At 52.4% G+C, this 14,626-nt stretch carries 9 protein-coding genes; 4 read left to right on the top strand and 5 right to left on the bottom strand.

The window, feature by feature from the left end:
* Position 1 precedes the first annotated feature (1 nt).
* Complete coding sequence (locus QZ310_RS03435) at positions 2–1,132, bottom strand: DNA polymerase III subunit delta (RefSeq protein ID WP_297070386.1); 1,131 nt, start codon at positions 1,130–1,132, stop codon at positions 2–4.
* Between the two features lie 167 nt (positions 1,133–1,299).
* Between QZ310_RS03435 and QZ310_RS03440 the strand changes: the two genes are divergently transcribed.
* Together QZ310_RS03440 and QZ310_RS03445 are read left to right on the top strand one after the other, a co-directional pair.
* Positions 1,300–2,100, top strand: a complete 801-nt coding sequence (locus QZ310_RS03440) for a patatin-like phospholipase family protein (RefSeq protein ID WP_297070388.1) — start codon at positions 1,300–1,302, stop codon at positions 2,098–2,100.
* A gap of 50 nt (positions 2,101–2,150) precedes the next feature.
* Positions 2,151–3,872, top strand: a complete 1,722-nt coding sequence (locus tag QZ310_RS03445) for an alpha-amylase family glycosyl hydrolase (protein WP_297070390.1) — start codon at positions 2,151–2,153, stop codon at positions 3,870–3,872.
* 158 nt (positions 3,873–4,030) lie between these two features.
* On the opposite strand, the gene QZ310_RS03450 is transcribed toward QZ310_RS03445, so the two are convergent.
* The 4 genes from QZ310_RS03450 to QZ310_RS03465 all read right to left on the bottom strand — a co-directional run bounded on the left by QZ310_RS03450 (position 4,031) and on the right by QZ310_RS03465 (position 10,160).
* Positions 4,031–6,055: a dihydrofolate reductase gene (locus QZ310_RS03450; protein WP_297070391.1), complete on the bottom strand. Its 2,025-nt coding sequence runs from the start codon at positions 6,053–6,055 to the stop codon at positions 4,031–4,033.
* Between the two features lie 167 nt (positions 6,056–6,222).
* A complete protein-coding gene (locus QZ310_RS03455; RefSeq protein ID WP_297070393.1) occupies positions 6,223–7,413 on the bottom strand; it encodes a class I SAM-dependent rRNA methyltransferase in 1,191 nt (396 codons plus the stop codon).
* Between the two features lie 55 nt (positions 7,414–7,468).
* Complete coding sequence (gene rseP, locus QZ310_RS03460; RefSeq protein ID WP_297070395.1) at positions 7,469–8,824, bottom strand: RIP metalloprotease RseP; 1,356 nt, start codon at positions 8,822–8,824, stop codon at positions 7,469–7,471.
* A gap of 166 nt (positions 8,825–8,990) precedes the next feature.
* Positions 8,991–10,160, bottom strand: coding sequence for a 1-deoxy-D-xylulose-5-phosphate reductoisomerase (locus QZ310_RS03465; RefSeq protein WP_297070397.1), 1,170 nt, complete (start codon positions 10,158–10,160; stop codon positions 8,991–8,993).
* Positions 10,161–10,276: 116 nt separating this feature from the next.
* Between QZ310_RS03465 and QZ310_RS03470 the strand changes: the two genes are divergently transcribed.
* Positions 10,277–12,487 (top strand): tetratricopeptide repeat protein, encoded by a 2,211-nt coding sequence (locus tag QZ310_RS03470; protein WP_297070400.1) that lies wholly within the window; start codon positions 10,277–10,279, stop codon positions 12,485–12,487.
* A gap of 96 nt (positions 12,488–12,583) precedes the next feature.
* A partial coding sequence (locus QZ310_RS03475) for a M3 family metallopeptidase (protein WP_297070402.1) occupies positions 12,584–14,626 on the top strand: 2,043 nt, incomplete at its 3' end.

Consider the following 14,626-nt stretch of genomic DNA (forward strand, 5'->3'; position numbering starts at 1 on the left):
TTCAGAAATTCTTTATGAGGATAATCATCTTGATGGCGAAGTCGAAATTGACAATCTTGCCATTGGCGTTTCCTGCGATGTCGGTGGCTGCGCGGTCCATCTCCATGATGATTTTCTCCGCATTATTCTCGGTGATGAAACGGGCGAAGTTTTTGCTGAAATTAGCTTCGTCGCGGTTGAGGTAGAGAAGCTCCGGGACATGGAAGTTATAGATGAAATTCTCGCGTATCAGACGGCGCGCGTAGTCGTAGAATTTGATTTCCTGCTCGCGTCCGAGCGCAGCAATGTCGGCGCTCCATTCTTTCAGGCCTTTCACGTCGCGTTGATATGCGAGGCGCATCAGCCTGACGAAATGGTCAAAAAACATCCGGCTGACGCTTGTGGCATCCATGGCGCGGAGGGCTGAGTTCATGTCTCCGGCTGCTATGTGTGCCATAGCCATAGCATCCTGCGGGTCAATTGAGAGTCGTGATGTGAGGTAGGAGGCGATGGTCTCGTCGCTCAGTCGTTTCATCTCAATCGGGCGGCATCGCGAATAGATTGTCGGAAGAATGGCAGAGGCATTGTCCGAGACAAGGATGAAAACCGTGTCGGCAAATGGCTCCTCAATGAGTTTCAAGAGTTTATTGGCCGTCTGTTCGTTCATCTTTTCAGGTAGCCAGATGACCACGGTCTTGTAACGGGAGACGGTCGTTGTCACTGAAAGACGCTGTTCGAGTGCTTCACTTTCGCTGACATAGATTACCGGCTGCGCGTTTTTCTTCTCGAAATATCCTGTCCACCGCTCGAAATCCATGTAGGGACTGGCCGCGACAAACTCCTTGAACTCCGTCATATAGTCATCGGAAATCGGAGCTTTCAGCTTGTCGGTTTTCACAACCGGAAAGACATACAGGCTGTCGACGTGGTTGAATGACTCGTGCTGTCGGCATGACGGACACTCGCCACACGGCTCACTGTCTGCCGTCGGCGACTGGCAGTGGAGATATTGCGAGAACGTGCGCGCAAGCATGAACTTACCTATTCCCGCAGGCCCGTGCAGCAGCAGGGCATGAGGAATCCGACGGTCTGCAACCATCTCGCGCAACTGGCGCTTCACATTCTCATGTGATGGAATCTGACTGAACTTCATGGTAACGCAAAGTTACTCAATTACCCCGACATTAGGAAATAGGTGATGATTTTTATTAAAATGAAGGGAACGGTATTTTTTAATGGTGATTTTAACACTGAATTTTAACGTGGGAAGTTGGGGGAAGTTGGGGGAAATGTTGTAAATTTGCAATCGCCATGCTTGATATGCTTAAATTTTCAAGAAAGCCTTATAAGGTTGGCCTTGTCCTCAGCGGGGGCGGGGCCAGAGGTTTCGCACACGCCGGTGCGCTGCTCGCTTTGGAGGAGGTCGGTATCAAGGCCGATATAATCGCCGGAGTGAGTGCCGGGTCTGTAGTGACGGCCATGTATGCTTCCGGAATGGCTCCGGAGGAGATTGTGACGGCTTTCAGCGATGTGAAGTTTGGCGATTTCGCCGAGCTTGGAGTGCCACGCGACGGTTTCTTTTCGATGGACGGTTTCAAGAAGTTCTTGAAAAAGCATATTCCTTACGATAAGATTGAGGATTTGCCACTGCCGGCCATGATATGTGCCACGGATCTCGACAATAATAAGCCTGTGGCCTTTTCGGAAGGGAGCATAGTCGACTGTGTGGCTGCTTCGTGCAGTATTCCGATTGTCTTCAAGCCTGTCAGAATCGGAGGTGTGACCTACGTTGACGGCGGTGTGCTTGCCAATCTTCCGGCATGGGCGCTCAGGGACAGTTGCAAGTATCTCATCGGAATAAATTGCAGTCCGGTCCCCCACCGTGGAAAGCCGAAGTCCATCATGGACATCGCTCACCGCACATACGATCTTCTTGTAAAAAACAATTCCCAGCCACAGATGGAACTCTGTGATCTGGCCATAAGCATTGATGATGTGGCATCATATAAGGTGTTCAATCTCAAGGAAATCCGCAGGGTGTTCCGCTCGGGCTACGACAGCACTCTGTCGGCACTCCTCGACGCGGGTTTCACCCACCGTGGACCGAGATTGAAGTCATAGAAGCGATTAGCCACACAACGTAGCAAAAAATGTATATATAGTAATGTAGTATGGATCGAAAACCAATAATCTATCAGTTATTACCACGTCTCTTCACTAATACCAACAACCACTGTCTCCCGAACGGCACATACGCTCAGAACGGTTCGGGAAAGATGAATGACATAACCGATACGGTTCTCGCTGGAATCAAGGAACTTGGTGCCACGCATGTGTGGTATACAGGTGTGATCGAACATGCCACCAAGACTGACTACAGCAGCGAGGGCATACGTCCCGACAATCCATACGTCGTGAAAGGACAGGCCGGTTCACCATACGCAATCAAGGACTACTATGATATTGACCCGGACCTCGCGGTCGATGTCAAGAACCGCATGGGTGAGTTTGAGGCTCTTGTCGCGCGCACCCATGACGCAGGTCTTGAGGTTGTGATTGATTTTGTCCCCAACCATACGGCCCGACGCTACTACAGCGATGCGAAGCCTGCGGGAATCCGCGATTTCGGTGAGGATGACAATACGGAGATGTTCTTCAGCCCGAACAACAACTACTATTATATCACCCGTCAGCTTTTCGCTCCCTCAATAGATCTCGGGACCGGGAAGAAGGCATATATCGAGTTTCCCGCAAAGGCTACTGGCGATGATTGCTTCTCGGCGTTTCCGGGCGTCAACAACTGGTATGAGACCGTAAAACTCAACTATGGCCGTGACCCCGGAAATTGGACCACGCATTTCCGTCCGATTCCCGACACATGGATGAAGATGCTCCACATCCTGCGTTTCTGGGCTTCGAAGGGTGTTGACGCTTTCCGCTGTGACATGGCCCACATGGTGCCTCTCGAATTCTGGCAGTGGGCGATACCCAATGTCAAGGACCGCTATCCGCGCATCAAGTTCATCGCGGAACTCTACGATGTGAAGATTTACCGAGATTTCATTGAAAAGGGTGGTTTTGACTATCTGTATGACAAGGTGAATCTCTATGACACGCTCCGTGGCATACAGTGTTCGAACTATTCTGCGGCAACCATCACCAACTGCTGGCAGACAGTCGAGGGAATATCCGGCAATATGCTCAACTTCCTTGAGAATCACGACGAGCAGCGTTTCGGCTCGAAATTCTATGCAGGCGACCCTGCCAAGGTGATTCCTTCATTGGTTGTAAGCTCTATGATTTCCACCGGTCCGATGCTTATCTATGCCGGACAGGAGCTCGGCGAACAGGCCACGGATACTGAGGGTTTCAGCGGTTACGACGGCCGCACCACCATCTTTGACTATTGGAGTGTGGCTACTCTTCGTCGCTGGTACAACAACGGCAAGCCTGACGGTTCGCAGCTCACTCCGCGAGAGCGTTGGCTGCGTGCGAAATACTGCACAATCCTCGGTCTCTGCAACCGTGAGCGTGCAATTGCCCACGGCCGTTTCTTCGACCTGATGTATGTCAACTATCAGAATCCGACTCTCAACCCTCACCGCCAATATGTGTTCATCCGTTCATGCGACGGGGAGACATTGCTGATTGCCGTCAACTTCTCATCCGATTCATGTGACCTTGCAATCGAGATTCCGCGCCACGCCTTCGATATGCTCAATATTCCGGAAGGTGAAGTTGTGGCAACCGAGCTGATTACCCGTGAGCAGGATGTGAAGGAGCTGAGTACGCATAAACCGTTCCGCACGATGATTCCGCCCTACGATGCAGTGATCTGGAAGATCCGTCACCGTCAGGTGAAACCTCTTTCAGACAGAACGCTGAAGGCGTAAGAAATACGATAAGACAAAACGATACATAAAATCGGCCTCATTTCAGGTATAGTCCGGAATGAGGCCGATTTTATGTGTCGGATAAATTGTAGCTTGCTGAAGATGTTCAGAGGGTGTCTAATTTTTTGGATTAAACACCCTCCGATTTCAGTGTTGGGCTATTTAGTTGTAGCGGGGAGTGTGCGGTACTGTTCAGAGTAGCGGAGCACCTGGGGAAGATATTCCTCCTCGTAGCTGACAGTCACGTCGGTGATGTTGCCATCCTTGTCGGTCACAGGGGTGTAGACAGGGTTGACGAAGCCCTTGTAGGGGGCGATGTCGAGTTTGGCGTAGCGGTCGAGCACTTCCTTGTGGAGCTGCGGATCGACTTTCACACCGTAGGTCTCAACGAGGTCACGTCCGGCTTCATAATCACCCTCGCTCTTGATGCGCTGCACTTCACCGAGGAGCTGACCGAAGAGATCGCGGAGCTTGGCGTAGTCATTGATTTTGATGAAGGTCTTTCCGTCGCGCTTCACCATTTCGATGACGTTGTCGGACTTACCTTTCTCAAACACCCATGCCGAGATGAGCTGACGGTTACGCATGTGGGCTTCCTCAACATCCTTTCCGGGTTCGATGCGCATGAGCTGTGTCATGAGGCCGTTGAGGATGTATTTGTAGTACTCAGCCTTGTAGGCATCGGGATTGTCGAGAAGACCGAGTTCGAGGAGTTTCGGATCGGCGAGGTAGTAGAGAGCGAAGAGGTCTGCGCGGGCTTCTTCAAGGGTAGAGCCGTGGGCCTTGAGAGCGTCGGGGTCAACTCCGGGGAGCAGACGGCCGGAAGCATGGCCGAGACATTCGTGGAGGTCGGTGTGGAGGTTGTCAGTGATGAAGAGATATTTATCCATGAGATCGGATGTCTCCTGATCTATGACAAACTCTTCGTTGAAACCGTTGCCGTGTGAGGCCTCGTCGTATGCCTGGGTGATGTTTTCAAGAGTCACCGATTTCGAGCCGTGGGCAGCGCGGATCCAGTTGGCGTTAGGGAGATTGATGCCGATGGGGGTTGCAGGATATGCATCGCCTGCGAGGATAGCGGCAGTGATGACCTTTGCAGTCACGCCTTTCACCTTGTCCTTGCGGAAGCGGGGATCGACGGGTGAGTGCTGTTCAAACCATTCGGCATTGCCTGAAATGACCTCTGTGCGGTGTGATGCCTCAAGGTTCTTGAAGTTGACAATTGATTCGAAGGCACCTGTCATGCCAAGGGGGTCACCGTAGCTTTCGATGAAGCCATTGATGAAGTCGACCTGCGAACCGGTGTCCTCAACCCATGCGATTGAGTAATCGTCGAAAGCCTTGAGATCGCCTGTGGTGTAGAATTCGATGAGTTTGTTGATGACACCACGCTGAGTGTCGTTCTCAGCATACTGTGCGGCTTTGCCAAGGAGGTCGACAATTTTGGTGATGGATTCAGAGTAGAGGCCGCCGACCTTGTAGGGCTGCTCGACAACTTTGCCGTTTTCCTTGATGACACGGGTGTTGAGACCCCAGGAGATAGGAGTGGCATCGGTTGTGTCCTTGCGGGCGTTGTAGTAGTTCTCGACCTCAGCTTGCGTGATTCCCTCGTAGAGATTGTTGGCTGAGGTTGTGATGAGGTCCTGACCTTCAGCCTGGTTCACACGTTTAGGCATGATGGCGGGGTTGAAGATGACCTCATAGAGTGTCTCGACGTTTTCAGGCTGCTTGTCGGCAGGAAGTTTGGCAACGAGTTCAGCGAGGAATTCGCGTGAGAATGTAGGAGTGAATTTGTCCATCGAATAGTGGTGATGGATGCCGTTGGCAAATTCAATCTGCTTGAGGTAGGTTTCGAGACCTTTGAAATCCTTGTTTTCACGGTCACCGTCGTATGCCTTGTAGGTGTTCTCGATGAGGTCGCGGATTGCAAGGTTGTATTTTCCGTTCTGGTCCCAGAGCATGTCACGTCCGGTGATTGCTGCTTCGGTCAGATAGTAGATGAGGATGCGCTGCTGAGGGGTGAGTTTTTCGAAGTCGGGCACTTTGTAGCGGAGAACTTCAATGTCGGCGAAGCGGTCGACTGTATAGTCGAAATCATCGCTCTGTACGTCTGTGGCCTTTGATGCGCACGACGTGATGGCTAATGCTGCCATGGCAGGATAGATGAATTTGGTTAAAGACATTTTATTTAAGTATTAGTTTTTTAAGTATCAGAGTATAGAGTATAAAGTATAGAGTATAGATAATAGTTTTGCTGATGTTGGGGGAGAGGAGAGGTACTTGGGATTCCTTTACTTTATCCTTTATACTTTATACTTGGAGCGAAGCTCCACATACTTGGCGCGTAGCGCTATTCAACGTAGAGGACGAGGCCTTTGAGGTATTCGCCTTCGGGATGGTAGATGTTGACAGGATGGTCGGCGGGTTGGGTGAGCTGATGGAGGATGCGCACCTTGCGGCCCGACATTGCAGCTGCAGTGAAGACGGCGAGGCGGAACTGCTCTTTGGAGATGGCCTGCGAACAGGAGAAGGTGAAGAGGATGCCTCCGGGCGCGATTTTTTCAAAAGCTGCAGCGTTGAGTCGGCGGTAGCCGATCATTGCGTTGCGGATTGCACTGCGGTGTTTGGCGAAAGCGGGTGGGTCGAGGACGATGAGGTCGTATGCGCCCTTTTCCATGCGTCCGAGGAATTTGAAAGCATCCTCAGCGTATGATTTGTGGCGTTCGTCACCGGGGAAGTTGAGCGCGATGTTTGCATCTGTGAGAGTGATGGCTTTCGCCGAAGAGTCGACGGAGTGGACAAGCTCTGCACCTCCACGCATCGCGTAGACGGAGAAACCGCCTGTGTAGCAGAACATGTTGAGCACTTTCGCACCTTGGCTGAATTTCTGGATGAGGGCACGGTTGTCGCGCTGGTCAACGAAGAAACCGGTCTTCTGGCCTTTTAGCCAGTCGATATTGAACTTAAGCCCGTTTTCCACCGCGATATTGGTGTCGAAACCGCCGATGATGTAGTCGTTGACAGGGTCAAGACGAGCTTTGAACGGAAGTGTTGTCTCTGATTTGTAGTAGACATTTTTGATTCCGGCATCGGGCAGACGAGTAAGCTCTTCGGCAATTATATTGCGAGCGAAGTGCATACCCGGACTATGGGCTTGGAGGACGGCTGTGTCACCGTAGATGTCCACCACGCACCCGGGGAGGAAATCGCCTTCGCCATGAACGAGGCGGAAGGTGGTGTTGTCGGGGCGGATGAGGCCGAGACGCTTGCGCAGCGCCCATGCCTGTCCGAGACGTTCGGCATAGAACGACGCGTCGATTTCTCTTTCAGCCGAGTCGAGCATACGGACGGCAATCGAACCGATTTCATAGTGTCCCACACCGAGCGTGCGGCCGTCGGCAGCCTCCACGCGGACAGTTTCTCCCTCTTCAAGTCCTTCGGGGAGATGCGCGATGGCTCCGGAGAACACCCAGGGATGGAAGCGCAGGAGCGATTCCTCCTTGCCGCGTTTCAGTGTGATTGTTTTGAGCTGTGATGACATATCTAAAAAGTTGCGTTTTTTAGCGTGGGTATTGATGGAATTTCAAGCGGACAGTTTATTTAAAGAATGCCCGGAAGATGTCGTTGCCGTTGGCATATAGGAGGAGCAGGAGGAGGAAGCCCATGCCGATATATTGTGCGACGATGAGGACTTTTTCGGGAGCTTGTTTTCCGGAAACGATTTCCCAAAGGAGGAAAAGGACGTGACCGCCGTCAAGACCCGGGATGGGAATGATGTTCATGAAAGCGAGGGCAACCGAGAGGAAGGCAGTGATTTCCCAGAAAGAGAGCCAATTCCAACGCTCGGGGAACATGTTGCCGATTGCGCCGAATCCACCGAGGCTTTCAGCGCCCTCCTGCGAGAACACATGTTTCATCGAGCTGACATAGTTGGTGAGGGTAGTGGTGCCTATTTCCCAACCTTTGGGGAAGGATTCGAAGAAGTTATAGTCGATGGTGACAGGCTCGTAGACAGCCGTGATAGGTTTGAGCTGGAACCCGAGTTTACCGTGTTCGTTGGGTGTTACGGTCATTCTAAGGGTCTTGCCTTCGCGTTCAACTGTCACTGGGACAGGCTTCCCGGCATATTGGAGGAGTGCTGCGGTGAGTTCCGTAAAGGCAGGGGTCGCGATTGTGTCGATTGCCACGATGTGGTCACCCTCTTTGAGTCCTGATTTGGCAGCAGCCTCACCGGGGACGATACGGTCGATGTAGACTGGCAGACGGTAGGCGAGGAAACCTTTGTCGTCATTGAGACGGAAAAGGAAGTCGTCGGGGATGTTGATGCTGACGGTGTCCTTATGGTTGCGGATGACTTTGACCACTTTGGCGTCCGCCATAAGGTAGGGATAATCACCCTTGGATGCGTCGAGGAGTTGGTCGTCGGCCATATAGGGGATGTCACCGTTGCGGAATCCCACCTTTTGAGCTGCGGGAGTGAAGTCGAAGCCCTCGGTTGCAGCATCAAAGGGGATGTATTGCGAACCCCAGTGCATTGCAATTCCGGCATAGATGAGGATGGCGAGGATGAAGTTGAACATCACGCCACCGAGCATCACCAGAAGGCGTTGCCATGCCGGTTTTGTGCGGAATTCCCAAGGTTTCGGTTCCTGCTTCATCTGCTCGGTGTCCATCGACTCGTCGATCATGCCTGCAATCTTGCAGTATCCTCCGAGAGGAATCCAGCCTATGCCATATTCGGTGTCGCGCCAAGAGCTTTTGTTTGGATCGGCATTCGGTTTCTGTTTGGGCTTCCACTTGAAGAGCGAGAAGTAGGGGTCGAAGAACATGTAGAATTTCTCGACCTTGATGCCGAAGATTCGGGCGAATATAAAGTGACCGAACTCGTGGATAATCACAAGGAAGGCCAGAGCGACAATGAGTTGCAGAGCTTTTATGAGAAATGTTTCCATTAAGGGAGTGGAGGTTTAGTTTTGAGTTTTGAGTTTTGAGTTTTGAGTTATTTGGCCTATTGGGCTTATTAGTCTTATTGGGCTTATTTAAGTCAAATAGGGCAAATAGGCCTAATAAGTCTAATAGGTCAGATAGGTCAGATAGGGCCAATGGGCCCGATAGGGCTTATCTCAGTTTCATCTTGCAGCCGGTTTTTTCTTCCGAGAATGCAATGGCGGCGCGGTGGGTTGCCACATAATCGTCGAGAGTGGGGGTGTTGACGAAGGGGATGGCCGCGAGTGCGTCGGTGATGGTTGTGTAGATTTGCGGGAAGCTGATTTTTTCTTCGAGGAATGCCCGGACTGCAACCTCGTTGGCCGCATTGATGATGCAGGCTGCATTTCCGCCTCGGTTGAGGGCGTAAGGAGCAAGAGTGAGGCAGGGGAATTTTTCAGGATCCGGTTTCTCGAATGTCAGTTGGGCGTAGTCGCTGAGCGAGAGCGGACGTTCCGACGATGGCAGACGTGTGGCATCACCAAGAGCGTAGCGGATTGGCAGACGCATGTCGGGGATGCCGAGCTGAGCTTTGACAGCGCCGTCGATGAATTCAACCATCGAGTGGACAATTGACTGAGGATGCACCACGGCCTCAATCCTGTCGGGAGTGATGTCGAAAAGCCAGCGTGCCTCGATGATTTCAAATGCCTTGTTGAGCATGGTTGCGGAGTCAATGGTGATTTTCGCACCCATGTTCCAACGCGGATGGTGGAGGGCTTGGGCAGGAGTGACATCAGCGATCTGTTCGCGTGTGAAAGTGCGGAATGGACCACCCGAGGCTGTGATGATGAGTTTGCTTACGGTTGAGTTGTCCTCGCCGACCAGACACTGATAGATTGCTGAATGCTCGGAGTCGACCGGTATAACTCGTGTAGGAGATTCAGCGAGAAGTCTTGTGACGAGTTCTCCGGCTACGACCAGTGTCTCCTTGTTGGCAAGGGCTATCTGCTTTCCGGCGCGGATTGCACGGATGGTCGGTAGCAGACCGCTGTAGCCGACAGTGGCAGTGACGACGGTATCGAAGTCGGGACGCTCCATAGCGTCAGCCATGGCTGCACTTCCAGCAGCGGTTTCTATCCCTAAAGGTGAAAGAGCCTCGCGCAGACGCTCGTATTTCGATTCGTCTGCGATAATGGCCAGAGACGGACGAAACCGGATGGCCTGTTCAATCAGTTGCTCTACATTGGACCCGGCGGCAAGCACTGTCGCCTTGAAGCGCTCGGGGAACCGCGAGATGACATCGAGTGTCTGCGTTCCTATCGACCCCGTCGAGCCGAGGATTGCTATGTTATGTGGCATGGAGGTTATGATCTTTATTTACGCAATGCGTTTAAGAACTGCAAAAATACGGAAAAATACTCATTTTGGCACGGTTTTTGCAGAAATAATAGTAAATTTGCACATACTCCAAGCCTATGAATCACCATATAGATATATCCAAGGATATTGAGCGTCTGATCGCGCAGCGTCGGGTCAACGATGCCCTCGACCTCATTGACAATGCTACCGCCACTCTCGGCGCAAGTCCTGAACTGCGATCGGCTACCTCACGACTGCGCGAAAGCTATCAGTTCATGACCCACTACGCGCTCATGGGTATGCCGGATCCGGCACGTCCTGAACTGTATGCCGGTATTCTTGCCGACATCCGTGCGCTTGCCGACGAGCTTCACCGCCGTTCGCGTCTTGAGGATGCACCGACGCTCTATTTCAACACTCTACGCTATCAGAACACCCGTCCTGACATAAATATCGCCTCGCTTCTCGACGAGTGTCGCCGTGTCAACCGCCGTCTGCAGATGGCCATGCTGACCGAGGATGTCGAGAAGGCCGGACGCGAGTTCACGATTCGTGCAGAGGACATTGAGAAGCGGTTGTTCAACCAAATCTGGACCACTTATCCACTGAGTGTCGACGATGCTGCGGCCATCGGCAATCTTATGACCGACATTTCCCTCCCGCGCCATTTCAAGCAACTGTGTGTGGCAGCCCTGATGCTCGGACAGCTCGAATATCCCGACGAACGCCGTCTGCGTCTGCTTATGGATGCATATACCTCGGATGATGCCGAGTTGTCGGTCCGCGCACTCTGTTCGCTGCTGATTGTCATGTCGGTTCAGCGTGACCGCCCGTTCTCGCCGTCGCTTGTAAGACGGTTTGATTCATTGCGCGAACTGCCGGGATGGGGTGCCGATGTGAAAATGGCATTGCTTCAGTTCATCCGTGCGCGTGACACAGAGCGAATTGGCCGCAAACTCACTGATGAGGTGATTCCTGAGATGATGAAGTTGCAGCCCGAACTTGAGAAACTTGGACGCGAGAAGCCACTTGACCCCGAATCGATGGAGGAGAATCCCGAATGGGCTGAACTGCTCGACAAATCCGGAGTGGCCGACAAGCTTAAAGAACTTCAGGAGATTCAGGAGGATGGCGGCGATGTGATGATGGTCACTTTCAGCAAGCTTAAGACATTCCCGTTTTTCAACGATATAGCCAACTGGTTCCTTCCCTTCCACACCGCCCATTCCTCGATTGCAGGAAGCAACGATGCTTCAGTCAGGATGCTTGCCGATGTGATGGAGGGTGTCCCCATGTTCTGCAACAGCGACAAGTATTCCATCATCCTTTCGCTGGCCCAGGTGCCGGAATCCCAAAAACAGATGATGTCGTCGCAACTCAAAGCTCATTCGGCCCAGATGGCTGCCATGAGTTTCGGAGACCTTGACGCGTCGCTCAAAGGGCGTGAGCGCCTTGCCGGGAAATATGTCCAGGACATCTACCGTTTCTTCCGCCTCTTCCGTCGTAAAGGTGAGTTTTCCGACCCCTTCGCCACCACGCTGAATCTCGTGACAGTTCCCCTGCTGTCGGATATATTCGATGATGCCGACACTCTTCTTCTTGTCGGCGAATTCTATTTCAAGCACAAGCATTTCGCGGATGCCTTCGATGTGTTCGAGCGTCTTGCCGACCGCGTGCCGCCTACGGCGCAGCTCTATCAGAAGATGGGCTACTGTATGCAGATGCTTGGTGCCGTAGATGAGGCAGTGAAGTATTATGAGCAGAGCGAACTTCTCAATTCCGAAAGCCTGTGGACTGTCAAGCGTCTTGCAATCTGCCATCGCAACTCGCGCAACTGGAAGGAAGCCGCGCGCTACTATTCACGTCTTGCCGCAGCCAATCCCGATGATGCAGGAGTGGCTTTGAATCTCGCTTTATGTCTGCTTGAGGCAGGACAGACAGCCGAGGCCGTCCAGCTTCTCCACAAGGTGGAGTTCCTGCAGGGTGAGAGTGATCGCTCGTCGCGTCCGTTGGTGAAGTGTGCGCTTCTGGAGGGTGATCTCGACAAGGCGCGCCGCTATTCCAAGTCGGTTGTCGCGCGCACACCGTCCGCTGCGGATCATCTCAATGCAGGCCATATCGAAATCCTCTCCGGGAATCTCGATGAGGGTGTCAAGTGTTATGCCGAGGCCATCGCGGCTGATAACTTCGATGTTGGTAACTATGTCCGTGCCATGAAGGCCGACATGGAGACCTACCGGGGATTGTCGTCGCTCGATCCTCTCACGCTTGGCCTTATTCTCGACGAGGCCATAAGGCGTTCTTCCTCGCTCGGCCATAAAATGTAGGGCCGGTGAGTTCTGCTGACGCAAACCAATCACATTCCATTTCAATATCAATCCATGCGTAAAATCTTATTATCGGCTTTTGCCGCTACATGTATTATGATTCAAGCTCAAAATCCGTTTTTTCAGGAATTCAGCTCGGCTCCCCACGGAGCCGCACCTTTCGACAAGATAAAATTCGAGGACTACGAACCGGCCATTGACCGTGGCATAAAACTCGGCCTTGAAGCTGTCGATGCCATAGTCAACAATCCGGAGGCTCCGACCTTTGACAATACGATTGTCGCGCTCGAACGTGCCGATGCCGACCTCAACCGGGTGTTACTCGTCTTTGATCCCCTCCTGTCTGCGTTGAGCGATGACAATATGATGGATCTCTCAATGAAGATTACTCCAAGATTGTCGGACTATTCGACTTCAATCTCCCTTAACAAAGGGCTTTGGGAGCGTGTGAAGAATGTCTATGACCATCGTGCCGACTACAATCTCGCCAAGGAGGACAGTATGCTCCTCAAACGCACCTACGATTCATTTGTGCGCAACGGTGCCCTCCTCGAAGGTGCAGACCGTGAGACCTACTCGAAGCTGTCGAGCCGCCTGAGCGAGCTGACCACCATTTTCGGTCAGAATGTGCTGAAGGAAATGAACACCTACGAAATCTGGCTCGGTGCTAATGACCTTGCCGGACTGCCCGAAAGCTCTGTAGAGGCTGCCGCACTCGCCGCTAAGGAGAAGGGCCGTGACGGTGAATATCTTTTCACTCTCGACCAGCCGGTCTACATGGCTTTCATGAAATACAGCGATCGCCGTGACCTCCGTGAGAAAATGTATCGTCTCTACACCGGACGTAATGTCAAGGGGGAATACAACAATCTCCCCGTTATGAAGGAAATCGCCGAGACCCGCATGAAGATTGCAAATCTTCTCGGTTACAAGACGTATGCGCACTATGCCCTTGAAAAGACAATGGCAAAGTCGCCGGATAAGGTATATGAACTCCTCAACTCGCTCCGCGATGCCTACATTCCCGCCCAGAAGGCTGAGTTCAAGGAACTCACTGACTACGCGTCGAAAATCGAAGGCAAGAAGATGGAGATCAAGCCCTGGGACTACAGCTACTACTCCAACAAGCTGAAGAATGCCAAGTATGCCTACGATGAGGAGAAGCTCCGTCCTTATTTCGAACTCAACAACGTCATTGACGGAGTGTTTGGCCTCGCCACTCGTCTCTATGGCCTTACTTTCAAGAAGAATCCTGATATTCCGGTGTATCATCCCGATGTGACGGCATTTGACGTGATTGATCGTGACGGTTCATTCCTCGGTGTCATATATACCGACTTCTTCCCGCGCGCAAGCAAGCGTCCCGGAGCGTGGATGACTGATTTCAAGAGTGAGGAGATTACAGCCGACGGCACTATGGTGCGTCCGCATGTATCTATCGTGATGAACTTCACCAAGCCTACCGGCTCGAAGCCCTCGCTTCTTACTCCCTACGAGGTAGAGACCTTCCTGCATGAATTCGGCCATGCCCTCCACGGACTCTTTGCCAATACGAAATATGCTTCCCTCTCCGGAACCAATGTGCTCCGCGATTTCGTGGAACTTCCCTCGCAGTTCAATGAAAACTATCTCACCGAGAAAGAATTCCTTGACGGTTTCGCGCGTCACTATCAGACGGGAGAGGCAATCCCCGCCGACCTTGTGAAGCAGATTGTAAGCTCCTCGCAGTTCGGAGCAGCATACGCTTGTCTGCGTCAGCTCAACTTCGGACTTATCGACATGGCATGGCATAGCATCACCTCTCCGGTCGATGACCCCGAGAAGTTCGAGCAGGAAGCAGGCGCTTCAGTAGCGATGTTTGACCCCATCGAAGGCTCCGTCACCGGTAGCACCTTCTCCCATATCTTTGCAGGAGGCTATGCCGCCGGTTACTACAGCTACAAATGGGCAGAAGTCCTCGACGCCGATGCATTCGCTCACTTCAAGGAACACGGCATATTCGACAGCGAGACCGCCGATTCATTCCGTCAGAATATCCTAATGCGCGGTGGAACAGAAAACCCCGATGAGCTCTACCGCCGTTTCCGTGGCAAGGACGCATCCATCGACGCCCTCCTCGAGCGCGACGGCATCCAATCC

Origin of the sequence: uncultured Duncaniella sp., from assembly GCF_910577345.1 — a bacterium.
Taxonomy (GTDB): domain Bacteria; phylum Bacteroidota; class Bacteroidia; order Bacteroidales; family Muribaculaceae; genus Duncaniella.

Excerpts from the sequence above, each read along its gene's own strand:
- QZ310_RS03435 (WP_297070386.1), bottom strand. The coding sequence starts at position 1,132 with ATGAAGTTCAGTCAGATTCCATCACATGAGAATGTGAAGCGCCAGTTG.
- QZ310_RS03440 (WP_297070388.1), top strand. The coding sequence starts at position 1,300 with ATGCTTAAATTTTCAAGAAAGCCTTATAAGGTTGGCCTTGTCCTCAGC.
- QZ310_RS03445 (WP_297070390.1), top strand. The coding sequence starts at position 2,151 with ATGGATCGAAAACCAATAATCTATCAGTTATTACCACGTCTCTTCACT.
- QZ310_RS03450 (WP_297070391.1), bottom strand. The coding sequence starts at position 6,055 with ATGTCTTTAACCAAATTCATCTATCCTGCCATGGCAGCATTAGCCATC.
- QZ310_RS03455 (WP_297070393.1), bottom strand. The coding sequence starts at position 7,413 with ATGTCATCACAGCTCAAAACAATCACACTGAAACGCGGCAAGGAGGAA.
- rseP (WP_297070395.1), bottom strand. The coding sequence starts at position 8,824 with ATGGAAACATTTCTCATAAAAGCTCTGCAACTCATTGTCGCTCTGGCC.
- QZ310_RS03465 (WP_297070397.1), bottom strand. The coding sequence starts at position 10,160 with ATGCCACATAACATAGCAATCCTCGGCTCGACGGGGTCGATAGGAACG.
- QZ310_RS03470 (WP_297070400.1), top strand. The coding sequence starts at position 10,277 with ATGAATCACCATATAGATATATCCAAGGATATTGAGCGTCTGATCGCG.